We start from the raw sequence: 21972 nt of genomic DNA, 5'->3' as shown, positions 1-21972 counted from the left end.
GCGAGCAAGCTCGCTCCCACAAGGTTTAGGTGATTCCTGTGGGAGCGAGCTTGCTCCGGGCGGCGATCCGACGAAGCTTTTGCGTCACTCGGGGAGTTCGACGAGACCATCGACATCGGTCATCGCCCGCTCCAGCAAATCCGCCGGCAAGCTCTTGCTCGCCCGGGCGCCGAGCAATTTCAGCTGCTCACTGCGACTGACCAGATTACCGCGTCCTTCTGTCAGCTTGTTGCGCGCGGAGCTGTAGGCTTTGTCCAACTGCTGCAGGCGATTGCCGACCTCATCCAGATCCTGAATGAACAGCACGAACTTGTCGTACAGCCACCCGGCGCGCTCGGCGATTTCCCGGGCGTTCTGGCTCTGGCGCTCCTGCTTCCACAGACTGTCGATCACGCGCAACGTCGCCAGCAAGGTGGTCGGGCTGACGATCACGATGTTGCGGTCGAAGGCTTCCTGAAACAGCGCTGGCTCAGCCTGCAAGGCTGCCGAAAATGCGGCCTCGATCGGCACGAACAGCAAAACGAAATCGAGGCTGTGCAGGCCTTCAAGACGTTTGTAATCCTTGCCGGCCAGGCCTTTGACGTGATTGCGCAACGACAATACATGCTGCTTGATCGCGATCTGCCCGAGGGTGTCGTCGTCGGCAGCCACGTACTGCTGATAGGCGGTGAGACTCACCTTGGAGTCCACCACCACTTGCTTGTCGCCCGGCAGGTAAATGATCACGTCAGGCTGGAAGCGCTCGCCATCCGGGCCTTTGAGGTTAACTTGGGTCTGATACTCGCGGCCCTTCTCCAGACCGGCGTGTTCGAGCACACGCTCAAGAATCAGCTCGCCCCAGTTGCCTTGGGTTTTCTGGCCTTTGAGGGCGCGGGTGAGGTTGGTGGCTTCGTCGCTCAGGCGCAGATTGAGCGCCTGCAAGCGTTCCAGTTCCTTGGCCAGCGAGAAGCGCTCGCGGGCCTCGGCCTGATAACTTTCTTCCACCCGTTTTTCGAAGGACTGGATGCGCTCCTTGAGCGGATCAAGCAACTGCCCGAGCCGCTGCTGACTGGTCTCGGCAAAGCGCTGCTCGCGCTCATCGAAGATCTTCCCGGCCAGTTCGGCAAACTGCGCACGCAGTTCATCGCGCGAGCCTTGCAGGTCGTTGAGGCGTTGCTGGTGGCTTTCCTGTTGCTCGCGCAGTTCGGCGTTCAGTGAAGCGGCTTGTGCGTCGAGACGGCGCAGCTCAGCTTCCTTGTTCGCGCGTTCGAGGTTCCAGGCGTGGGAGGCATCGCGGGCGTCATCACGCTCAATCTGCAGCAACTCGACTTCACGGCGCAGCGCCGCCAGGTCAGCTTGCTTGGCGGCGTTGGCCTGGCCGAGATCGGCGACTTCATCACGACTGGCGTCGAGCTGCGCGTTGAGTCCGTCCTGCGCAAGTTGCGCCATGCTCAGCCGCTCTTCGAGCAAGGCGACCTCGGCCTGGCCGTTACTCGCCCGGCGTTGCAGTTGCCAGGCCAGCGCCAGCAGTGGCAATCCCGCCCCTGCAAGCCCCAGCAATACGCTGGTCAAGTCCATAGCCATAGCCACTCCCGCCGATCTTATAAAGCTTGAAGGTTAACCAAGGTGTCAGGTCTTGGACAGCTCAGTCTTCGAGCAGACCGAGTTCCTGTTGCGCACGACGGTCACCGGCACGAGCGGCCTGACGCAGCAGATCCTGACCGATGCGACGATCCCGAGCGTTACCGCACTCACGGCACATCAACTGACCGAGACGGCTTTGCGCAGCGACCACGCCTTCACGCGCCGGTTGTTTGAGCAGGCGCCCTGCGATGTGCTTGGCATTATGACTGTCGCTCAGGCGCGGGCTGTCGAGCAGCCATTCTGCGACGCGAACAGAAAATCGCTTGGGCGGGGTAACAGGAGAAGGTTGTGAGGTAACAGAGTCTGATACTGAGCGAAACTTCATAAAGCACTGTGGGACGAATCGGAAGGCGCGCCACTCTACTCTCTTTTTCTTACAGGTAAAGTCGAAAAACAACCCGGCACGCCCGTCCTAGAGCAAGCGCTCGGGACAATCCACAGAAGCTGTGGATAACTCAGTGGACAACCGCCCTCCAACCGTCGCAAAGCCTTATGGAATGGGGCTCGCAGTCAAACTGACGATTTTTTCACCAACAAAAAAAAGCGATGTTTTTCATTGACTTAAACTTTCGATGCAGGCAGCCAGTGGAGTCAGGATTGGTATGACAGTGCCGTTACAGCTTGCGCAACTAATGTGCACAAGTACCTGTTACCCGGTTATATCGATGCGCTTTTTCGGGTCGTTTTGCTAACCAGTCTGGGGATAAACCGGCCTGGCACGCGGTTTGATGAACAAATCTTCACCGACCGACGGTCAATCGCTGCGCCAAATGCGGGCAATTCTGCGCCCCCCAAAGCAGACTCAATCGGCCTCTGCAATGTTTTTCTACTCGAAGTTTGCTTTACCCGTTTCGATCCGTTAGTATCCGCGGCGTTAGTACCAAGCTGAAAGTCAATTCCGGTCGAACACATCCCCACGGTCAGCCTTCTACCAAGAAGCCCTACCGAAAAAAGCGGGAACGACCCCTCGATGGTTTCCAGGTAAATCTTGCGACAACACAGCCTTCCAATGACGTGAAGGGTGTTGCGAAGAACACTTACTCTGACCGAACCAACCTGCAAATTGATCAGGATCTTCACCCCGGGCCCAGAACCTTTGCCCTCGTTGTGCTGCCTGCCCTCCTAAGTACCTACCTGCCAGCCCAAGCGCGCCAACTTAACAGCGCTTCAAACTGGCTGCTTTGTTCCAGTCGGGTTCTTCGTTCGACCAATGGTGGTCGACGTTACTGGAACGTTTTAACGTTGCACGGTTCTTATCCGTGTCATTTGTAGGAACACCTAATAACTATGTCTACTCAAATCCATACTCAGGATGCCATTCGCACCCTAACCAATGCTTTTGCACCAATGAACTGCCTGATCATGGCCGCTCGCAAAGGCTGCTTCAGCTTCACACTGGTCAACGAACACGGTATCGCCCGCCACAGCGAGCGTCTGTACCCCGATCAGTACTCCAGCGCTGAACCGCTGCAGGCCGTGATCGATCGTACCCGTCAGGCACTGGTTGCCTGAGAGCCGAACAGGCTGCAAAAGCAAAAGCCCCGCACACAATGCGGGGTTTTTTATTGCCTGATGTTTCGTTTTTACCCCTCAGCGGCTAAGCACCATCGGATATAACGGATATTCCCCGCAGCGGGAAATATTTTAAAAACAGGCCTTTACGTCGCGAATATGACACTACACTTCAACTCAAGCGGCGTGATCCGCTTGCGGCGAGCCTGAACCGATCCACAGCTGCCAAGCCCCCTTCAGGACTCGCCATTAATAACAAGAACCGAGGGTTTTATGGGTATCGCTGCCAGCGAACTGTGTCGCTACGTGATCCGTCCTACGCTGATTTATCTGGGACGTCACAGCGCAACTGCCGAATCTCTGCTGCTGGGCATCGCCGCCAGCCAGTCTGCCCTGGGTTCCGCCCTGCATGACCGCCGTGGCCACGGCCTCTACCGTATCGCCGAGCATCGCCACCAGGCCCTTTGGGATGACTATCTGGCGCTCGATCCGGAACGTGCCAGCCTGGTTCGCGGCCTCGCCAGTCAGCATGCTTTTCTGACCGGTCCGCACCTGGAACTGACGGTCAATCTGCGCTACGCCACGGCCATTGCCTGGTTGCTGGTAGAAGAACAAAACCCCACCCTCCCCGACTCCAACGATTTGCTGGGAATGGCGCGTATCTGGCGTCAGACCTTTCAACCCCAAGGTCGTCTGCGCGACTTCACTTACGCCTGGCACACCTGTGTTTCACCGGTGAATCAGGTCGCTTGCTGACCGACCGGTTTCAGAAGATCGCCCAACAGGTCGCGATTCTGGTCGGATTGTCCTACAAAACCGCTCTAACTCAAGGCATACGGACTATAGCGCTGGGACGAAAATGTTGGTAATTTTCGCCCCGGTGATCATCAGGAGTTCTAATAATGAAAAAAGTCATGCTCAAAACCACCCTTAGCCTCGCCGTTACCCTCGCCTCCACCCAAATTTTCGCGGCCGGCTTTGCCCTCAACGAACAAAGCATCAGCGGGATGGGGACTGGTTTTGCCGGGCGATCTTCTTCTGCCGACGACGCAAGCACTGTTTATGGCAACCCTGCCGGCATGTCGCGCATCAAGCGCGAACAAGTGACCGGTGGCGTAGCCGTTGTCGATGCTCACACCGATATCAGCAATGCCACTTCCAGCCCCAACGGCGGCAGCAACAAAGGCGACATGGTGCCCTTCACCGCTGTACCTATGGGCTTCTACGTCAAACCGATTGATGATCACTGGGCATTCGGCCTTGGCGTTTATGTGCCATTCGGCCTGATCACTGATTATGAAAACGGCTTTGCCGGCCGTTACTTTGGCAGCAAGTCCGAAGTACAAGTGATCACCTTCCAGCCAACCGTCAGCTACGCCTTCAACGACAAGGTGTCGATCGGTTTCGGCCCAACCATCAACCGCATCGACGGCTCGCTGGAGTCCAACCTGTCGATCTCTCCGGCGTTCCCGGACGGCAAGGTCAAGATCAAGGGTGACGACACCGCACTGGGCTACAACGTCGGCCTGCTGGTGCAAGCCACCGACACCACTCGTGTCGGTCTGACCTACCACTCGAAAGTCGACTACAAGCTCGAAGGCAACACCAAGGTCAACTACGGTGTGCTCGGCGCGATCGGTCTGGGTGCCAACCAGAAGTACGACGCTTCGCTGAAGATCACCACGCCTGAATCGGTCGACCTCTCGGTTACCCAGGCGATCAACGACCGCTGGAACGTGTATGCCGGTACCACCTGGACCCGTTGGAGCCAGCTGGAAAAAATCACCGTCAAGAACTCCGGTGTGCAGCCGCTGCTGGCCGGCCAGTTCGGTTCGATCAACGAAGACCAGAACTGGCACGACTCCTGGGCTTACGCCGTGGGTACTTCGTACCAGCTGAACAAGGAATGGGTACTGCGTACCGGCCTGACGTTCGACCAGTCGCCGACCAATAACGAAGACCGTTCGCCACGCATTCCGACTGGCGACCGCACCATCTTCAGTATCGGTGCCGGCTGGAGCCCGACCGACGACCTGACCATCGACGTCGCTTACTCGTACCTGAAGGAAGAGTCGGTCAAGATCCGCAACGAAAACAACCGTGGCCAGACCTACGATGCCAAGTATGAAAACTCGGCAAACGGTTTCGGTGTCGGCGCGACTTACCGCTTCTGATGCTGTGTGGCGAGGCTGATCCCTCGCCCACAAAAAGCCCCGCTCTCTTTGCAGAGGCGGGGCTTTTTAGTGCCTGAAATTTGTGCGACCTGTAGGAGCTGTCGAGTGCAACGAGGCTGCGATCTTTTGATCTGTTTTTTAAAATCAAAAGATCTCAGCGTGCCGCAACCCCTACAGATCAGGGCTTCAGGGGTTTCGAGGCGATAGCCTTCTCGATTGCGGCAATAAATTCCGGATCATCCGGCTTGGTCAGACTGGAGAAATTGGCGATCACCTTGCCCTGGCGATCGACCACATACTTGTAGAAATTCCACTTCGGCGCGCTGCTCTGTGCGGCCAGCACCTGGAACAGATGCGTAGCGTCATCACCACGAACCTTTTGCGGCTCGGTCATATTGAACGTCACGCCATAGTTGGCGTAGCAGACCTTGGCAGTCTCGGCGCTGTCCTTGGACTCCTGTTTGAAGTCGTTGGAAGGCACCCCGAGCATTTGCAAACCTTGCCCTTCGTAGCGCTTATGCAGCGCCTCAAGACCTTCGAATTGCGGCGCGAAACCGCAGAAGCTTGCGGTGTTGACCACCACTAACGGTTTGTCGGCGTACTGCTTGCACAGGTCAATGGATTCCTTGGCGCGCAACTTGGGCAGCGAGCCTTGCAACAATTCGGGACAGTCAGCGGCCTGGGCCAGACCAGTCAACGCCATCAGCAACGCGGGAACAGCACACCAGCGCATCAGCATGTCGAGCATCCTTGAGCAGTCGTTCAGGATTCGACGTTACTCGTCATGCCCGCTTCTAGCAAATGCTCATGCCCAACTGCATCAAGGCCAGGCCGCCCTGCTGCCAGCCCCACCACACCAGCGCCAGCACAGCGGCGCCGAGTGCCGTGATGGCCAATCGTCGCCAGAATCGGCTCATGCGGCGCTCGCTGCGGCTTGCAGGCGTGCGACTGGACGCTCACGCACCGGCCAGTTCAGCGCGGCTGCCAGCAGGCTCAGCAGAACCGCCACTTGCCAGATCAAGTCATAACTCCCGGTTCGGTCATACACCACCCCGCCCAGCCAGCCGCCGAGGAACGATCCCAACTGATGGAAGAGGAACACGATGCCACCGAGCATGGACAGGTTTCGCACCCCGAACAAGGTCGCCACCGTACCGTTGGTCAACGGCACCGTCGACAGCCACAGGAAACCCATGGCCATGCCAAACAGGTACGCCGACGTGGTCGTCACCGGCAGCCACAGGAACAACACGATCACCACTGCGCGCAGCAGATACAACGCGGTGAGCAAGCGCGGCTTGGACATGCGTCCGCCGAGCCAGCCGGCGGTGTAGGTGCCGAAGATATTGAACAGCCCGATCAATGCCAGCACCGTGGTGCCAACACTGGCCGGCAGATGCTGATCGACCAGATAGGCCGGCAAGTGCACACCAATGAACACGACCTGAAAACCGCAGACAAAAAAGCCGAACGCCAACAACCAGAAACCCGAATGCGAACAGGCTTCGCGCAGGGCCTCGGACAAGGTTTGTTCATGGCCGAGCACCGGCAACGGCTTGTCCTTGAGCATACTCACCAGCGGCACGATCAGCGCCACCAGCAAGCCCAATACCAACAACGCCGCCGACCAGCCGAGCCAGCCAATCAAGCCGAGGGTACCCGGCAACATGGCGAACTGGCCGAAAGAACCGGCAGCACTGGCAATCCCCATACCCATGCTGCGTTTTTCCGGCGGCACCGCGCGGCCGACGACGCCGAGGATCACCGAGAACGAGGTGCCGGACAGACCAATGCCGATCAGCAGGCCGGCGCTCAGCGATAGCGTCACCGCCGAATCAGACAGGCCCATGCACACCAGACCCACCGCGTAGAGCACCCCTCCGACGAGCACCACTTTTGCCGCGCCGAAGCGGTCAGCCAATGCACCGGTAAACGGTTGCGCCAGACCCCAGATCAGGTTCTGCAGGGCGATCGCGAAAGCAAATACCTCACGCCCCCAGCCGAATTGCGCACTCATCGGTGACAGGAACAGACCGAAACCGTGCCGCACGCCCAATGACAACGCCAGGATCAGCGCACTCCCCAGCAACACCCAACCGCACGTACGCCACATCGATGTCATTGTTATTCTCCGCTTGCGGGTATATACCCGCTTGAGTTTGGAAAAAACCGGCCTCAGGCCAGTTCATCCAGCAATCTGAGCAAGGTTTCACGCTTCTCGGCGCCCAGTCGGTCGATCAGCCGCTGCTGCGCTGCTTCCCAGGCCGGCAGTGCCGCTGCCAGGCGTTGCACGCCGGTCTCGGTGAGTTTGACGATGCGGTTGCGCATGTCCTCGCCTTCGGCCAGCGCCACCAGCCCCTCACCTTCCAGCACCCGTAGATTGCGTCCGAGGGTGCTGCGGTCCAGACCCATCGCCTCGGCGAGTTCGGAAATGCTCGGTTGATCCAGACGCTGCAGATTGCACAGCAAAGAATACTGGGCAACGTTGATTCCGAAGCCGTCGAGAGCGCCGTCGTAATGCCTGCTGACGCCACGAGCGGCGCGACGCAGGTTGGTGCACAAACACTGAGAAGGAAGCATGATGCGTGTATATACCCGCGACTATGTTAAATCAAGTTACAGATGAGTTTACCCATAACATTTGTTGCGCCTGACACACCGCTATCGCGAGCAGGCTCACTCCTACAGGTGAATGCATTTCAAATTCCAGGAGTGAGCCTGCTCGCGATGGGGCCAGCACATCCAGCGACAATCTCTCAGACCAAAACCCATCCAACCAACACCACCATCTCCAGCAATTCCAGCAACGCCCCCGCCGTATCACCCGTCGTCCCGCCCAACCGCCGCATCATCACTTGCCGCAGCCAGACAAACACAACGACCGAAATCACCAACGCAACAACGGCGCCAAACCCGGCGATCAACACGCAGCCCAGCGCACTCAAGCCCAGTACCCGCCACCCGGCCTTGCGCGGCAAATGATCCGCCAACGCCTGCCCCAACCCACCCGCACGTACATACGGCGTCGTCAGAAACAACCCCAACAGCGCCGCCCGCCCGAGCAGCGGCACAATGATCAACACCAGCCCATGCCCTTGCTCGATCAGCGCCAGCAGTGCAGCAAACTTGAGCAGCAACACCAGCACCAGCGTCACTACCGCAATCGGCCCGCTGCGCGGGTCTTTCATGATCGTCAACGTACGCTCGCGATCACCAAAACCGCCGAGCCAGGCATCGGCGCTGTCGGCCAGACCATCCAGGTGAAGTGCGCCGCTGAGCACCACCCAAACCGTCAGCAGCAACGCCGCATGCAGCAGCAACGGCGCGCCGCTCAAGGCAAGATTCAGCGCCCACAGGATCAGCCCGAACAACAGCCCCACCAGCGGATAAAACAGCAGCGATCGCCCAAGCTGTTCCGGCTCGGGCATCCCCGGCAGGCGAATCGGCAGGCTACTGAGAAATTGCAGGGCGATCCACAGCGGCAACATGTCAGGGACCTTCCTTGAGTGAACCGTCAACCTCGACCGTCAGCGCAAACATTGCGCCATGCCCGACCTCGACATTGAGCAGTTGTTCGCGTGGCAGCCCTCGCGCTTGCGCCAACAGCAGACGCATCACGCCGCCATGACTGATTAGCAAAATCCGCTCACCGGCATATGCAGTGTGCAGGCGCGCAACCGCTGCCAACACTCGCGAGGAAAACGCGCTGACCGGCTCACCTTGCGGTGGAGTAAAGGAATACGGATCAGCCCAGAACAGCCCCAAGGCCTCGGCGTCCGTTTCCATCAACGCCGCTGCGCTCTGCCCTTCCCATGCGCCGAAATGCAGCTCCTGCAGATCCTTGTCCAGCTGCACCGGAAGGTTCAGCTGGTCGCCCAGTTCGGCGGCGAAGCGCGCACAACGCTGCAACGGCGAACTGACAATCCGCTGCCACGGCCCGCCTTCGACTACCGCCGCACGCATCTGCGCCCAACCCTGTTCGGTCAGCGCATCGTCGAGGCTGCCGCGCAAACCACCGCCGAGTTCAGTTTCACCATGACGCAACAGATCCAGTTGCAGGGTCATGCCGGACGATCCGCCACCGCCGCTTCGGCGAACGTCGCCATCTGCCCGTGCAGATCGCAGGCAAGACGCAACAGCGGCACCGCCAACGCGGCGCCACTGCCCTCACCCAGACGCAGACCAAGTTCCAGCAACGGCTCAGCTTTCAGCGTTTCCAGCACATGGCGATGACCCGGCTCGGCGCCCCGGTGACCGAACAACAACCACTCGCGGCAGTCCGGATTCAAGCGCACCGCAACCAGCGCAGCGACCGTGCAGATAAAGCCGTCGACCAATACTGCAACGCCTTCTTGAGCCGCCGCCAGATACGCACCGACCAGCGCCGCGATTTCAAAACCACCAAGATTGAACAGGGTCTGCAAGGCATCGCCACGTTGCGCGGCGTGCAACACCAATGCGCGCTCGATTACTTGCGCTTTATGGCTGACACCTTCGGCATTCAGCCCGGTGCCGGGGCCGGTCAGATGCACCACCGGGCAATCGAGCAAGGCACAGGCCAAGGCGCTGGCGGCGGTGGTGTTGCCGATGCCCATTTCGCCACCGATGAACAACTGTGCGCCTGCGGCTTTCGCCCGCAGCAGACTGTCGCGACCGGCCTGCAACGCCAGCTCGCCTTGAGCCTGAGTCATCGCCGCGCCCTGCACAAAGTTGGCCGTGCCCGGACCGATGTTCAAGTGACGTACACCCGCCAGGTTCAGCGCTGGATTCACCGTGCCCAGATCAACCACTTCCAGCTGCGCACCGAGCTGCCGCGCCAACACACTGATCGCCGCACCGCCGCTGACAAAGTTGAGCAACATCTGCCCGGTGACTTCCTGCGGGAACGCCGAAACACCTTCAGCGACTACGCCGTGATCACCGGCAAAAATTGCGATCCACACTTGCGCCAGCGTCGGTTTGACCTGGCCTTGCAGACCGGCCAGTTGCACCGCAACCGATTCCAGACGCCCCAGCGAACCTGCCGGTTTGGTCAGTTGCTGTTGCCGCGCCGTCGCTTGTTCAACGACGTTCAGATCGACCGGTTTACACGGGTTCAGCCACCAGGCTTGAGTCATAACGCAGGTCCTTTCAGAGTCAGGGGCAGGCCGGCGACAGTCAGGACAACACGCTGACAGCGCTCAGCCAGAGCTTGATGCAGCCAACCGGCTTCATCGACGTAGCGGCGAGTCAATTCGCCCAGCGGCACGACACCCATTCCGGTCTCGTTGCTGACAAAAATGATTTCACCCGGCAAGGCTGCCAGGCAGTCGAGCAAAGCTTCGCGCTCGGCGGCGAGGCGTTCGGCGTCATCGAGCATCAGCAAGTTGGTCAGCCACAGGGTCAGGCAATCGACCAGCAGGCAACGCTCGGCGCTGGCGCTTTCGCGCAGGACGCGAGCCAGTTCCAAGGGTTCTTCAATAAGTGCCCATTCGGCGGGACGACGCGCGCGGTGATGGGCGACGCGGTCGCTCATTTCACCGTCCAGCGGTTGGCTGGTGGCGATGTAGGTGACCGAGAGGTTGCTGTCGCTGGCGAGTTTTTCGGCCAGACGACTTTTGCCGGAGCGGGCGCCGCCGAGGATCAGTTGGAGCATGGGTTTATCCACAGAGTGATGTGTTGAGGCAATTGGCCCCTTCGCGAGCAAGCTCGCTCCCACAGGGTTATGGGGTGCAAGCAGAATTCATGACCAACCGGGCAATTGTGGGAGCGAGCTTGCTCGCGAAGAGGCCAGCACAGGCAATTCAAATCCCACAGAGCCGACGCAACAGATCAGTATCCAGATGCTTCTCCACCAGATCCGCCAGCCGCTCGATATCGCGTTCGCGCAAGCCGTGATAATCCACCTCCTGCACATCGCTCAACCCGGCCCAGCGCAGCAACGCTGCACTCGCCGTCGGCGACTCGAACAAGCCATGCAGATACGTGCCAAACACCTGCCCATCAACACTCTGCGCGCCGTCGCAACGACCGTCATCCAGATGCACCGCAGCGTTTTCCAATGCCGGTCCGCTGGTCACGCCAGCATGGATTTCATAGCCACTGACTTCGGCATCTTCCAGCGCCAACCGCCCACGCACATTGCGCAACTGCTTCTCGGCTTCAAGCATGGTGTCGAACGCCAGCAAACCCAAACCGGCACTCGTACCCGGCGCACCTTCGAGGCCAAGCGGATCATGCACTTGCTGACCGAGCATCTGCAGACCACCGCAAATTCCCAGCACCTTGCCGCCGTAACGCAGATGCCGATTGATCGCGGTATCCCAGCCATTGGCACGTAAATAAGCCAGATCGCTGCGCACGCTTTTCGAGCCCGGCAGGATGATCAGATCGGCAGCAGGAATCGCCTGCCCCGGCCCGACGAATTGCAGATCAACCTGCGGATGCAAGCGCAGCGGATCGAAGTCTGTGTGATTGCTGATGCGTGGCAGCACCGGCACCACCACTTTCAGCACTTGTTCGGCTTTGTCGGTCTGGCGCTGATCAATGCCGTCCTCGGCTTCCAGATGCAGATCCATCACGTAGGGCAACACGCCCACCACCGGTTTGCCGGTGCGCTGTTCGAGCCAGTCGAGGCCCGGTTGCAGCAAGGCGATGTCGCCGCGAAAACGATTGATGATGAAGCCTTTGACCCGTGCCTGCTCGCTCGGCGACAGCAGTTCGAGGGTGCCGACCAGATGGGCAAAAACCCCGCCGCGATTGATGTCGGCAATCAGCAACACCGGGCAATCCACCGCTTCGGCAAAACCCATGTTGGCGATATCACCGGCACGCAGATTGATCTCGGCCGGTGAGCCCGCGCCTTCGACCATCACCAGCGGATACGCGGCACTGAGTCGTTCATGCGAGGCCAGCACGGCTTGCATCGCGATGGCTTTGTAGTCGTGGTAGGCAACCGCGTTCATCGTGGTGACGGCACGACCATGGATGATCACTTGCGCGCCAGTGTCACTGTTCGGCTTGAGCAGCACCGGATTCATGTCGGTGTGCGGCTCAAGCTTCGATGCTTGCGCCTGCACCGCTTGCGCGCGGCCAATCTCACCGCCATCAGCGGTCACGGCACTGTTGAGCGCCATGTTCTGCGGCTTGAACGGTACGACCGCCACGCCCTGACGAGTTGCCCAGCGGCACAACGCCGTCACCAGTGTGCTTTTGCCGGCGTCGGAAGTGGTGCCTTGCACCATCAGGGTGGTCATGGGTGATCCTTGGTGAAGGCTATCAAAGCCTGTTCGAGGCGCGTCTCTTCAGTCGCATCGGCGGGCAGACCAAAACGCAGACTGCTGTTGTGGGTAAAAATGCGCAGGAGGATGCCGCGACGGGCCATGAATGCGTGCAGCGTTTCGGCATGCTCGGTGATCAGCCACTGGAACAGCGCGCAACCGCCCTGGGGCTTGAAGCCGTAGCGTTCAAGCAGCGTTGCCAATCGTTCGCTGGCCTCATCGCTGCGAATCCGTTGGCGGGTGTGACCTTCGGTGTCTTGCAGGCATGCCTGGCCCAGCACTCGAGTTGGCCCGCTCACCGCCCATGGCCCGACTTGTTCAGCGAGCAGTTTGAGCAACTTGCGTTCGGCCAGGACAAAGCCCAGACGCACCCCGGCCAAACCGAAAAACTTGCCGAACGAGCGCAGCACAATCAGCCCGACTTGATGGGCATGCGGGGCCAGGCTCAGTTGTGGCGTGTTGTCCATGAAAGCTTCATCGACCACCAGCCAGCCACCACGCCGGGCGAGCCGCGCGTGCCAGTCGAGCAATCGTGCCGGGGTCAGGCTCAGGCCGGTCGGGTTGTTAGGGTTGACCACTACCAGCACGTCGAGGCTGTCGAGAAAGAATTCGACTTCCTGCTCCAGCACTTCGCGCACGATGTAACCACTGCGGCGCCAGGCTTCGGCGTGCTCGGCATAACACGGCGACAACACGCCGACCTTGCCGGCCCGGCGCAAACGCGGCAGCAACTGGATGGCCATCTGCGATCCGGCCACCGGCAGCACTTGCGCGGCACCGTAGTAATCGCACGCAGCTTGCTCCAGGCCGTCATCGGTTTCCGGCAAGCGCGCCCAGGCGCGCAGCGGGATTTCCGGGATCGGAAATGGCCACGGCGCGAGGCCGCTGGACAGGTCGAGCCAGTCCGCCTCGGCAATGCCGTAATCGTGTGCAGCCTTGCGCAGCCGGCCACCGTGCTCAAGCATAGAATTCAGCCCCCACGCAGAGAATCAGCAGCCATAACCATACCCCGCGCTGGACCAATTGCCAGCCGCGATCGATGGAATCGGCATCCGCTGGAGCGCCTTCGCCGAGTTGCGGGCGCTCATGCAGTTCGCCGTGATAGATCGCCGGGCCACCGAGTTCCACGCCCAAGGCACCCGCCCCGGCAGCCATCACCGGGCCAGCGTTGGGGCTGTCCCACTTCGGCGCCTGGGTGCGCCAGCACTTCAGCGCGAGTCGGGTTTTACCCAGCAGCGCGTACGTCAATGCCACCAGACGCGCAGGAATGTAGTTCAACACGTCGTCGATTTTTGCCGCCGCCCAACCGAAGCGTTCGAAGCGTTCGTTGCGATAGCCCCACATCGCATCCAGCGTGTTGCTCAGACGATAAAGAACCACGCCGGGTGCACCGGCCACGACAAACCAGAACAGTGCGGCAAACACCGCATCACTGCCGTTTTCCAGCACCGACTCAGTGGCGGCGCGGGCGACGGCGGTGCTGTCGAGTTCATCGGTCTGACGGCTGACCAGATAGCCGACACGCTTGCGCGCCTCGTCCAGATCATCCGCGCGCAACGCGGCGGCGACCGGCGCGACATGCTCACCGAGGCTGCGCATGCCGAGGGCGCAATACAGCGCGAGAATCTCGACGATCCAGCCCACGTATGGCGCCCAGGAAAACGCCGTGGCGAGCAAGGTCAGCGGCAGCACCGCGATCACCCACGCAGTGACCCCATGGCTGCGCCAACCCCGGCCACCGGCGTTGAAGCGTTGCTCGATGCGCCCGGCGAAATTGCCGAACGCCACCAGCGGATGCCAGCGTTTCGGTTCACCCAACAGCGCATCCAGCGCCACTGCGGCGACACTCAACAACGCCACACTCATTGACTCACTCCCCAATAATTTTCGTACAGCAGCTCATTGAGCGGCCGCGCCTGCGCCCATCCTTCGAGTACCAGCATCGGCGCCGGATAGAATTCCTTGACCGGGCCCAGGCATAAAACCGCCAGTGGCTTGGCACCCTCGGGCAGCTTCAGCAGATCCGCCAACGCTTGCGGCTCGAACAGCGAGACCCAGCCCATGCCCAGACCTTCGGCGCGCGAGGCCAGCCACAGATTCTGGATCGCGCAGGACAGTGAGGCCATGTCCATTTCCGGCAATGTACGGCGACCGAAAATGTGCTTTTCGCGATCATCCATCAACGCGGCGACCAGCACTTCGGCGCAATCATTGATGCCTTCGACCTTGAGCTTCATGAACTCGTCACTGCGCTCGCCGAGGGCTTCGGCTGTGCGGATGCGTTCTTCTTCCACCAGATTCTGGATCTGCCCGCGCAGGCTGCGGTCGCTGATGCGGATGAAACGCCATGGCTGCATCAGGCCGACGCTTGGGGCCTGGTGGGCGGCTTCCAGTAGTCGGCGCAACAACTCCGGTTCCACGGAGCCGCCAGTGAAGTGGCGCATGTCGCGGCGTTCGGCAATGGCACGGTAAACCGCTTGGCGCTCGGCTTCGGAGAATGCGTTGTCGGTCATGGCCTCTTCGCGAGCAAGCTCGCTCCCACATTGGACGGGGTGCTTGCTCAAGAAACACGATCCCCTGTGGGAGCGAGCTTGCTCGCGAAGGCGGCCTCACGGTCTGGCGCAAACAATGCAGCAATCGCAGTCGGATTCGACGGGAAATAGAAATGCACATACGACGCCGTCATCCGCCCTTCCCGATAAACCGCCTCGGCACCGCGCCCACCATTCGGGCTCAAGCCACGGGCAATCGGCGTCAACTCAGTCGTCGTCAACGAATGATGATAAGTGTGCCCACGCAGCGAACCTTCCGGCAGATCCACCGCTTGCAACGCCAGCGCCGCCAGACGCTTTTGCATCACCGCATCGCCCTTAAGCAGCCCGACCAATTCAGCGCGGGTGCCTTCAACGTCAGTCAACGAATCCAGCAGATACAGCATCCCGCCACACTCGGCGAGCAACGGCTTACCCGCCGCATGATGCGCGCGAATCGCCTCACACATCGCGGTGTTCTGCGACAACGCAACGTGGTGCAGTTCCGGATACCCACCGGGCAAATACAGGCTATCCGCCGCAGGCAATTGCGAGTCGCGGATCGGCGAGAAGAAACTCAACTCGGCGCCCATCGCCCGCAACAGATCGAGACTCGCGCCGTAGGTGAAAGCAAACGCTTCATCACGGGCGACGGCAATCCGCACATTCTTCAGCAACGGCTCGACAGCGATCACGTCCGGTGCGGCAAACTCCACGGCCGGTGGCAGCGCTACCTCGCAACTGCTGGCCAATGCGTCGGCGGCGGCGTCGAGACGCACATCCAGATCATTCAGTTCGCTGGCCTGGACCAGGCCGAGATGACGACTTGGCAGTTCGATGCCGGTCTCGCGGGACAACGCGCCATACCAGCGCAGACCTTCGGTGAGGCTGCCTTCGAGCAATTGCGCATGGCGCAAGGTGCCGACACGGTTGGCCAGCACGCCAGCAAACGGCAGGTCCGGCTGGTATTTCGCCAAACCGAGCGCCAACGCACCAAAAGTCTGCGCCATGGCTGTGCCGTCAATCACCCCGAGCACCGGTACACCAAAATGCCGCGCCAGATCGGCGCTGGAGGGTGTGCCATCAAACAGGCCCATCACACCTTCAATCAGAATCAGGTCCGCCTCGGCGGCGGCTTCCCACAACAGACGACGACTTTCCTGCTCGCCGACCATCCACATGTCCAGTTGATACACCGGCGCACCGCTGGCGCGCTCGAGAATCATCGGATCGAGAAAGTCCGGCCCGCATTTGAACACGCGCACCTTGCGCCCCTGATTGCGATGCAAACGGGCGAGCGCGGCGGTGACGGTGGTCTTGCCCTGACCGGAGGCCGGCGCGGCGATGAGTACCGCCGGGCAGTGACGTGGTTGATTCAAAGTTCGACGCCTTTCTGCGCTTTGATGCCGGCCTGGAAGGCGTGTTTGAGCATGCCCATTTCGGTGACCGTATCACCCATCTCGATCATTTCCGGCTTGGCTGCACGACCGGTGATGATCACATGCTGCATCGGCGGACGCGCCTGCAGATCGCTGAGCACCTGATCGAGATCGAGGTAGCCGTGCTTGAGGGCGATGTTCAATTCGTCGAGCACCACCAGACCGATCGACGGATCACGCAGCAATTCGCGGGAAACCGCCCACGCGGCTTCGGCGGCGGCGATGTCGCGCTGACGATCCTGGGTTTCCCAAGTGAAACCTTCGCCCATCACGTGGAAGCGCACTTGCTCGGGGAAGCGCCGGAAGAACAACTCCTCACCGGTGCTGTTACGGCCCTTGATGAACTGCACCACGCCGCACTGCATGCCGTGGCCCATGGCACGGGCGAGCATGCCGAACGCCGAGCTGCTTTTGCCTTTGCCGTTGCCGGTCAGCACCAGCACCAGACCGCACTCGTCGGGCGAGTTGGCGATGCGTTCGTCGATCACGGCTTTTTTGCGCTGCATACGCGCCAGATGGCGTTCGTCGCGCTCGGGGGAATCAGTCATGGGGAGCTCTCCGTTGGGGCTGGATAACGGCGGGCAGGCACAAGAATAGACGGCAAAAAGCCTGGCATCGCCCACCGTGATGCCGCTGGATGGATCAGGCCGGTCTCCGGGCTCATGAGCGGCGCATGCCTGACTGCGCGCCTTCCCGCTGTTGAGCAGTGGCATTCGACGCAGTTTTCACTCATTTACCGTTGCGGGGGCAGCGCCGGGATCGTGGTGTTTCTTCGCTTGAAGACAACCCTCACCGGCTTCCCTGTTTCACTCTGTCGACGCAGGTCACAGAGCACCTGAAACAAGCCGCGAAGGTTAGAGGGTTGGGGGTGGAGCGTCAATTAAAGAGGGGGCCATCGGGCGAATAACTGCCGTCGATCAATTATCTGACGCCAATCTTGTGCCACACTGATACAAATGATATCAAAGAGCCATGCTTTTCTCGAAAAGCCCACGACAACAATAAAGGATGATGACGATGCAAGGCATGATCATCAGCAACCCGCGCCTGGAATTCCTGCGCCCGGTGCTTGAACGCTGGTTTGACTGTATCGACCGCTACAACGCCGTGCGCGGCGACAGCGACACCCCTTACTGGCATGACGAGAAAGCCAATCTCGGATTGCTCTCGGCCGCAGCCTGGATGGCCGAGCTGGTCACGCTGAACGACACCGCCACGCGCAAGCAGAACGAAGAAGGCGAACGCAATGCCCGCGCCGACCTGTTCCTCGCCGGCGCCGAAGATCGCGCCTTCATTCAGGCCACGCAACGCTGGCCACGGGTCACGAATCTCAATCTGACCCAAGCGCTGCTGGACATCACCAACGACGCCAAACGCATCAGCTACGCCAGCGACCTCAAGCTCGGCTGCCTGTTTGTCGCCCCGCAGAAAGCCCAGCACAGCGCCAGCCCCGAAGAGCTGCAGGACATGGTCGACGATCTGCAAAAGGAACACACCTGCGCCGTCGCCTGGTATTTCCCCTACGCCTACCGCAAATTGCGCAGCGAAGCCGGCAACTATCACCCGGGCATCGCCGTGCTGTTCAAGGAAGCCCGCGGCTGAGCAGTTGAACCATCGGGCTTGCGCCCTCCTCTATGATTAGGAATGCATTCATAGGGAAGATCAGCAATGCGCAAGCCCCAGCTCGTTTTTGTCATCGCCTTCGCCGGAGGTCTCGCCGCCTGCGGTGAATCCTCCAGCCTGCAAGTCACCGACGGCACCGGCCCGTCACCAAAACTGCCCGAACCAAACAAGACCCTGATCCCGACGGTGAACATCGCCCCGGCGATCGGCTGGCCCGAGGGCGGCAAACCGACTGCGGCGGCTGGCACCCAGGTCGCGGCATTCGCCGAAGGCCTCGATCATCCGCGCTGGCTCTATGTGCTGCCCAACGGCGATGTGCTCGTGGCGGAAACCAATGCCCCGCCGAAGCCTGATGACAGCAGTGGCATTCGTGGCTGGGTGATGAAGAAGGTCATGGGCAAGGCCGGCGCTGGCGTGCCGAGTCCGAACCGCATCACCTTGCTGCGTGACGCCGATCATGATGGCGTCGCCGAGACCCGCACGGTGTTTCTGCAGAACCTCAACTCGCCGTTCGGCATGACCCTGGTCGGCAACGATCTGTACGTCGCCGATACCGATCGCCTGCTGCGCTTCAACTACGAACCCGGCGCGACCGAGATCAAGTCGCAGCCAATCAAGGTTGTCGATCTGCCGGGCGGGACACTGAATCACCACTGGACCAAAAACGTCATTGCCAGCAAGGACGGCAGCAAGCTGTACGTCACCGTAGGTTCGAACAGCAACGTCGGCGAAAATGGCCTGGACAAGGAAGAAGGTCGCGCGGCGATCTGGGAAGTTGATCGGGCGACAGGCAATCACCGGATCTTTGCCTCAGGCATCCGCAACCCCAACGGCCTGGCGTGGGAGCCTACCAGTGGCGCGTTGTGGACAGCGGTCAACGAGCGCGACGAGATCGGCAGCGATCTGGTGCCGGACTACATCACTTCAGTGAAGGACGGCGGATTCTATGGCTGGCCGTTCAGTTACTACGGTCAGCATGTCGATGTCCGCGTTTCGCCGCAAAACCCCGACCTGGTGGCCAAGGCCATCGCCCCGGATTACGCGGTCGGGCCACACACCGCCTCGCTGGGCTTGAGTTTTGCCGAGGGCAACGCCTTGCCCGCGCAGTTCAAGGAAGGCGCGTTCATCGGCCAGCACGGCTCATGGAACCGCAAACCGCACAGTGGCTACAAAGTGATTTTCGTGCCGTTTACCGGCGGCAAGCCGAGCGGCAAACCGGTGGATGTGCTGACCGGGTTCCTCGACAAGGACGAGAATGCTTTGGGTCGGCCGGTAGGCGTGGTGATCGATCAGCAAGGTGGTTTGCTGGTGGCGGATGATGTTGGCAATAAGGTGTGGCGGGTGTCGGCCAGCAAATAATTTTCGCCATGCACAAACAACTGTAGGAGTGAGCCTGCTCGCGATAGCGGTCGATCATTCAACATAGATGTTGAATGTGACACCGTCATCGCGAGCAGGCTCACTCCTACACATTAGCTTTTGGGCAACTTGAATTACGGGTTATGCGCCAGATGCTCCGGCTGCAACACCCGCTTGGCACTCAGATAAGCTTTCTGCCAGTACGCCTTCGACAGGCTGTCCAGCTTCACCGTGCCGCCCGTGGCCGGTGCATGCACGAAGCGCCCTTCCCCGACGTAAATCCCCGCATGACTGACCTGCGAGCCGCCATTGGTGGCGAAGAAGATCAGGTCGCCGGCCTGCAAGCCTTCCTTGCCGACATTCGGCGCCTGCATGACGATCAGCTCACGCGTGGAGCGTGGCAGGGAAATACCCGCCGCATCACGGTAGACAAACCCGATCAGCCCGCTGCAATCAAATCCCGAATCCGGCGTGTTGCCGCCCCAGCGATACGGCGTGCCCACCAGGCCGAGCGCGCGAAACAGCACGTCTTCAGCAGCCGGCGAGAAAGCTTGCGAAGGACCGAATACGACCGGCGCGCGAACCACCGGCGCAGGTGGCGGCGTACGACTGGCGCAGGCGCTGAGCAGCGCTGCGAAGAACATCAACGTGAGGCGGGCCGACATCGTCATAAGCAGAACATCCTGATCTGGCTGCGGCTTTTTCTGCCGATGGACAGAAAACAAAACCGCCTGCGTGAGCACGCAGGCGGTTTGCCATCAATATAGATACAGGATTCTAGCGGCTACGCGGCAAACTTCAAGTAAGACTTTAACTTCACCTTGTAAAGTCTAGGTCTACTCCGTTACCGGAAGCCTGATTGTCGCCGCGAACGCAGCGACAACGGGGGATTACTTGCGAGCAGTGACTACAGTCGGAGCGTTGGCCAGAGCGCGTTTCGCTTCGATGAAGGTCTTGCTCCAGTAGCTGTCACCCAGGCTGTCGATGCGAACACCGCCGCTGCGACGACTGCTGGAGTGGATGAACTGGTTGTCACCGAGGTAGATCCCGGCGTGACTGACACGACCGCGACGACCGTTGGTGGCGAAGAACAGCAGATCGCCCGGCTCAAGGTTGCTGCGCGAGACCAGCGGCGCATCAACGTTGATCATTTCGCGGGTCGAGCGTGGCAGGTTCATGCCGGCTTCTTCGCGGAACAGGTAACCGATGAAGCCGCTGCAATCGAAACCGGCTTCAGAGGTACCGCCGAAACGGTAACGGGTACCGATCAGGGACATGCCGCGTTCAAGGATGCTGTCGGCCAAAACAGGAAGCTGATAAGGCTTCTTGCCATTGAATTCGTTAAGTTCTTTTTCGGTGTCCAGCTCTTCCTGATAAATAACCGAAGACTGGGCCGTGGCAGAATTTTTAACCTGTTGAGGCTGCTCTTGAACTGGAGAATGAGCAGCGCAACCGTACAACAGGGTGACGAGTGCGAGAGGCACGAGGGGTGCGAAGCGCTTTAGCATGGGCACGACCGTGGCTGATAGTTGTAAAGAAGCCGAGACTATGCCCGCTATCAGCCTCATTTGCAAATTCAATCGATCTTTTTGTGACTTCCCGGTTTCTCGTTTACATCTAAGCGCTTAAGCCCATTTGAACCGATACGCGGCCTGCGCACTGTGCAGGAAAGCGGATTTTCTGGCGCCTGAAATATGCCGAAACACGCTGAAAGCCGCGCCGTTACCAGCCTAGCGTTTCTTTCAGGAAGGGAATGGTCAGCTTGCGCTGAGCCTGCAACGAGGCCTGATCGAGCTGTTCAAGCAAGTCAAACAGCGCACTCATGCTGCGAGTGCCGCGAGTCAAAATAAAATGCCCGACTTCGTCAGTCAGGTGCAGACCTCGACGCGACGCGCGCAATTGCAAGGCGCGCAATTTATCTTCATCGGAGAGCGGACGCATCTGGAAAATCAGCGCCAGGGTCAGGCGGGATTTCAAGTCAGCCAGTTTGACCGGCAATTCACGCGGAGAAGTGGAGGCGGCAATCAGCAAGCGCCGACCGCTGTCACGCAGACGATTGAACAGATGAAACATCGCCTCTTCCCAGTCAGCCTTGCCGGCAATCACCTGCAAGTCATCCAGGCAAACCAGTTCGTACTGTTCGAGGTTGTCGAGGATTTCAACGCCGCGGTCCATCAACTCGGCCAACGGCAAATACACAGCCGGTTCACCCATCTGCTCGAAGCGCAAGCACGCGGCCTGCAACAGATGCGTTCGCCCTACGCCGTGTTTGCCCCACAGGTAGATCAGGCTTTCTGTCCAGCCGGCGTCGGCTTCGCATAGACGCTCGACATAGCCGAGTGCAGCGGCATTGGCGCCTGGGTAGTAGTTGATGAAGGTGGCGTCGTCACGCAGACGCACACCTAGGGGCAGCTGAATCGGTTTCATGCTGACTGAACAGTTCTCAAGGAAC

Annotated in this window: 24 protein-coding genes and 1 riboswitch; of the genes, 5 read left to right on the top strand and 19 right to left on the bottom strand. The window is 60.1% G+C overall.

Features of this window, described 5'->3' with window-relative positions; all coding sequences use genetic code 11:
- Nucleotides 1–84: 84 nt before the first annotated feature.
- Both rmuC and H8F23_RS11650 read right to left on the bottom strand, forming a co-directional pair.
- Nucleotides 85–1449, bottom strand: coding sequence for a DNA recombination protein RmuC (gene rmuC, locus H8F23_RS11655; protein WP_194934590.1), 1365 nt, complete (start codon nucleotides 1447–1449; stop codon nucleotides 85–87).
- A gap of 175 nt (nucleotides 1450–1624) precedes the next feature.
- Nucleotides 1625–1948 (bottom strand): SEL1-like repeat protein, encoded by a 324-nt coding sequence (locus H8F23_RS11650; protein WP_093440078.1) that lies wholly within the window; start codon nucleotides 1946–1948, stop codon nucleotides 1625–1627.
- A gap of 962 nt (nucleotides 1949–2910) precedes the next feature.
- Between H8F23_RS11650 and H8F23_RS11645 the strand changes: the two genes are divergently transcribed.
- The 3 genes from H8F23_RS11645 (at nucleotide 2911) to H8F23_RS11635 (ending at nucleotide 5309) form a co-directional block, all read left to right on the top strand.
- Nucleotides 2911–3135 carry a hypothetical protein gene (locus H8F23_RS11645; protein WP_003214941.1) on the top strand — a complete coding sequence of 75 codons (225 nt, stop codon included), beginning with the start codon at nucleotides 2911–2913 and terminating at the stop codon, nucleotides 3133–3135.
- A 273-nt stretch (nucleotides 3136–3408) separates the two neighbouring features.
- Entirely contained in the window at nucleotides 3409–3891 is a 483-nt protein-coding gene (locus H8F23_RS11640) for a hypothetical protein (protein WP_194934475.1), read from the top strand.
- A gap of 146 nt (nucleotides 3892–4037) precedes the next feature.
- On the top strand, nucleotides 4038–5309 hold the full coding sequence (locus H8F23_RS11635; RefSeq protein WP_194934474.1) for an OmpP1/FadL family transporter: 1272 nt from the start codon (nucleotides 4038–4040) through the stop codon (nucleotides 5307–5309).
- A gap of 178 nt (nucleotides 5310–5487) precedes the next feature.
- On the opposite strand, the gene H8F23_RS11630 is transcribed toward H8F23_RS11635, so the two are convergent.
- From H8F23_RS11630 to cobO, 14 genes are all read right to left on the bottom strand, one after another.
- On the bottom strand, nucleotides 5488–6048 hold the full coding sequence (locus H8F23_RS11630; RefSeq protein ID WP_194934473.1) for a glutathione peroxidase: 561 nt from the start codon (nucleotides 6046–6048) through the stop codon (nucleotides 5488–5490).
- A 55-nt stretch (nucleotides 6049–6103) separates the two neighbouring features.
- Complete coding sequence (locus H8F23_RS29035; RefSeq protein ID WP_256573964.1) at nucleotides 6104–6226, bottom strand: hypothetical protein; 123 nt, start codon at nucleotides 6224–6226, stop codon at nucleotides 6104–6106.
- A complete protein-coding gene (locus H8F23_RS11625) occupies nucleotides 6223–7431 on the bottom strand; it encodes an MFS transporter (protein ID WP_093440060.1) in 1209 nt (402 codons plus the stop codon). The genes H8F23_RS29035 and H8F23_RS11625 overlap by 4 nt, the downstream gene beginning before the upstream one ends.
- Before the next feature lie 53 nt (nucleotides 7432–7484).
- Nucleotides 7485–7889 (bottom strand): MarR family winged helix-turn-helix transcriptional regulator, encoded by a 405-nt coding sequence (locus tag H8F23_RS11620; RefSeq protein WP_007919794.1) that lies wholly within the window; start codon nucleotides 7887–7889, stop codon nucleotides 7485–7487.
- Nucleotides 7890–8065: 176 nt separating this feature from the next.
- Nucleotides 8066–8797 (bottom strand): adenosylcobinamide-GDP ribazoletransferase, encoded by a 732-nt coding sequence (locus tag H8F23_RS11615; RefSeq protein WP_194934472.1) that lies wholly within the window; start codon nucleotides 8795–8797, stop codon nucleotides 8066–8068.
- Between the two features lies 1 nt (nucleotide 8798).
- Entirely contained in the window at nucleotides 8799–9374 is a 576-nt protein-coding gene (gene cobC, locus H8F23_RS11610; RefSeq protein WP_194934471.1) for an alpha-ribazole phosphatase family protein, read from the bottom strand.
- Nucleotides 9371–10426 carry a nicotinate-nucleotide--dimethylbenzimidazole phosphoribosyltransferase gene (gene cobT / locus H8F23_RS11605; protein WP_194934470.1) on the bottom strand — a complete coding sequence of 352 codons (1056 nt, stop codon included), beginning with the start codon at nucleotides 10424–10426 and terminating at the stop codon, nucleotides 9371–9373. Before cobT ends, cobC begins: the two co-directional genes overlap by 4 nt.
- Nucleotides 10423–10944, bottom strand: a complete 522-nt coding sequence (gene cobU / locus H8F23_RS11600; protein ID WP_194934469.1) for a bifunctional adenosylcobinamide kinase/adenosylcobinamide-phosphate guanylyltransferase — start codon at nucleotides 10942–10944, stop codon at nucleotides 10423–10425. Before cobU ends, cobT begins: the two co-directional genes overlap by 4 nt.
- Before the next feature lie 148 nt (nucleotides 10945–11092).
- Entirely contained in the window at nucleotides 11093–12544 is a 1452-nt protein-coding gene (locus H8F23_RS11595) for a cobyric acid synthase (protein WP_194934468.1), read from the bottom strand.
- Nucleotides 12541–13533, bottom strand: a complete 993-nt coding sequence (gene cobD / locus H8F23_RS11590; protein WP_194934467.1) for a threonine-phosphate decarboxylase CobD — start codon at nucleotides 13531–13533, stop codon at nucleotides 12541–12543. The genes H8F23_RS11595 and cobD overlap by 4 nt, the downstream gene beginning before the upstream one ends.
- The gene (gene cbiB / locus H8F23_RS11585) at nucleotides 13526–14434 is read right to left on the bottom strand and encodes an adenosylcobinamide-phosphate synthase CbiB (protein WP_194934466.1); all 909 of its coding nucleotides are present in this window, start codon (nucleotides 14432–14434) and stop codon (nucleotides 13526–13528) included. Before cbiB ends, cobD begins: the two co-directional genes overlap by 8 nt.
- Nucleotides 14431–15081, bottom strand: coding sequence for a 5,6-dimethylbenzimidazole synthase (gene bluB, locus H8F23_RS11580; RefSeq protein ID WP_194934465.1), 651 nt, complete (start codon nucleotides 15079–15081; stop codon nucleotides 14431–14433). Before bluB ends, cbiB begins: the two co-directional genes overlap by 4 nt.
- 47 nt (nucleotides 15082–15128) lie before the next feature.
- The gene (locus tag H8F23_RS11575; RefSeq protein WP_194934464.1) at nucleotides 15129–16478 is read right to left on the bottom strand and encodes a cobyrinate a,c-diamide synthase; all 1350 of its coding nucleotides are present in this window, start codon (nucleotides 16476–16478) and stop codon (nucleotides 15129–15131) included.
- Complete coding sequence (gene cobO / locus H8F23_RS11570) at nucleotides 16475–17086, bottom strand: cob(I)yrinic acid a,c-diamide adenosyltransferase (protein ID WP_194934463.1); 612 nt, start codon at nucleotides 17084–17086, stop codon at nucleotides 16475–16477. The genes H8F23_RS11575 and cobO overlap by 4 nt, the downstream gene beginning before the upstream one ends.
- A gap of 80 nt (nucleotides 17087–17166) precedes the next feature.
- Nucleotides 17167–17392, bottom strand: a riboswitch (cobalamin riboswitch).
- 163 nt (nucleotides 17393–17555) lie between these two features.
- Between cobO and H8F23_RS11565 the strand changes: the two genes are divergently transcribed.
- Together H8F23_RS11565 and H8F23_RS11560 are read left to right on the top strand one after the other, a co-directional pair.
- The gene (locus H8F23_RS11565; protein ID WP_194934462.1) at nucleotides 17556–18140 is read left to right on the top strand and encodes a hypothetical protein; all 585 of its coding nucleotides are present in this window, start codon (nucleotides 17556–17558) and stop codon (nucleotides 18138–18140) included.
- Nucleotides 18141–18206: 66 nt separating this feature from the next.
- Nucleotides 18207–19520, top strand: a complete 1314-nt coding sequence (locus H8F23_RS11560; protein WP_194934461.1) for a PQQ-dependent sugar dehydrogenase — start codon at nucleotides 18207–18209, stop codon at nucleotides 19518–19520.
- A gap of 134 nt (nucleotides 19521–19654) precedes the next feature.
- Here H8F23_RS11560 and H8F23_RS11555 read toward each other — a convergent pair whose 3' ends face one another.
- From H8F23_RS11555 to hda, 3 genes are all read right to left on the bottom strand, one after another.
- Nucleotides 19655–20191, bottom strand: a complete 537-nt coding sequence (locus H8F23_RS11555) for a C40 family peptidase (RefSeq protein ID WP_194934460.1) — start codon at nucleotides 20189–20191, stop codon at nucleotides 19655–19657.
- Between the two features lie 219 nt (nucleotides 20192–20410).
- Nucleotides 20411–21028, bottom strand: coding sequence for a C40 family peptidase (locus H8F23_RS11550; RefSeq protein WP_007919826.1), 618 nt, complete (start codon nucleotides 21026–21028; stop codon nucleotides 20411–20413).
- Between the two features lie 214 nt (nucleotides 21029–21242).
- Nucleotides 21243–21947, bottom strand: a complete 705-nt coding sequence (hda, locus tag H8F23_RS11545; protein ID WP_007919828.1) for a DnaA regulatory inactivator Hda — start codon at nucleotides 21945–21947, stop codon at nucleotides 21243–21245.
- Nucleotides 21948–21972 lie beyond the last annotated feature (25 nt).

It is taken from the genome of Pseudomonas neuropathica (assembly GCF_015461835.1).
GTDB classification, from domain to species: domain Bacteria; phylum Pseudomonadota; class Gammaproteobacteria; order Pseudomonadales; family Pseudomonadaceae; genus Aquipseudomonas; species Aquipseudomonas neuropathica.
The sequence above is the reverse complement of the archived record's forward strand: the minus strand, read 5'-3'. Positions and strand labels throughout refer to the sequence as shown.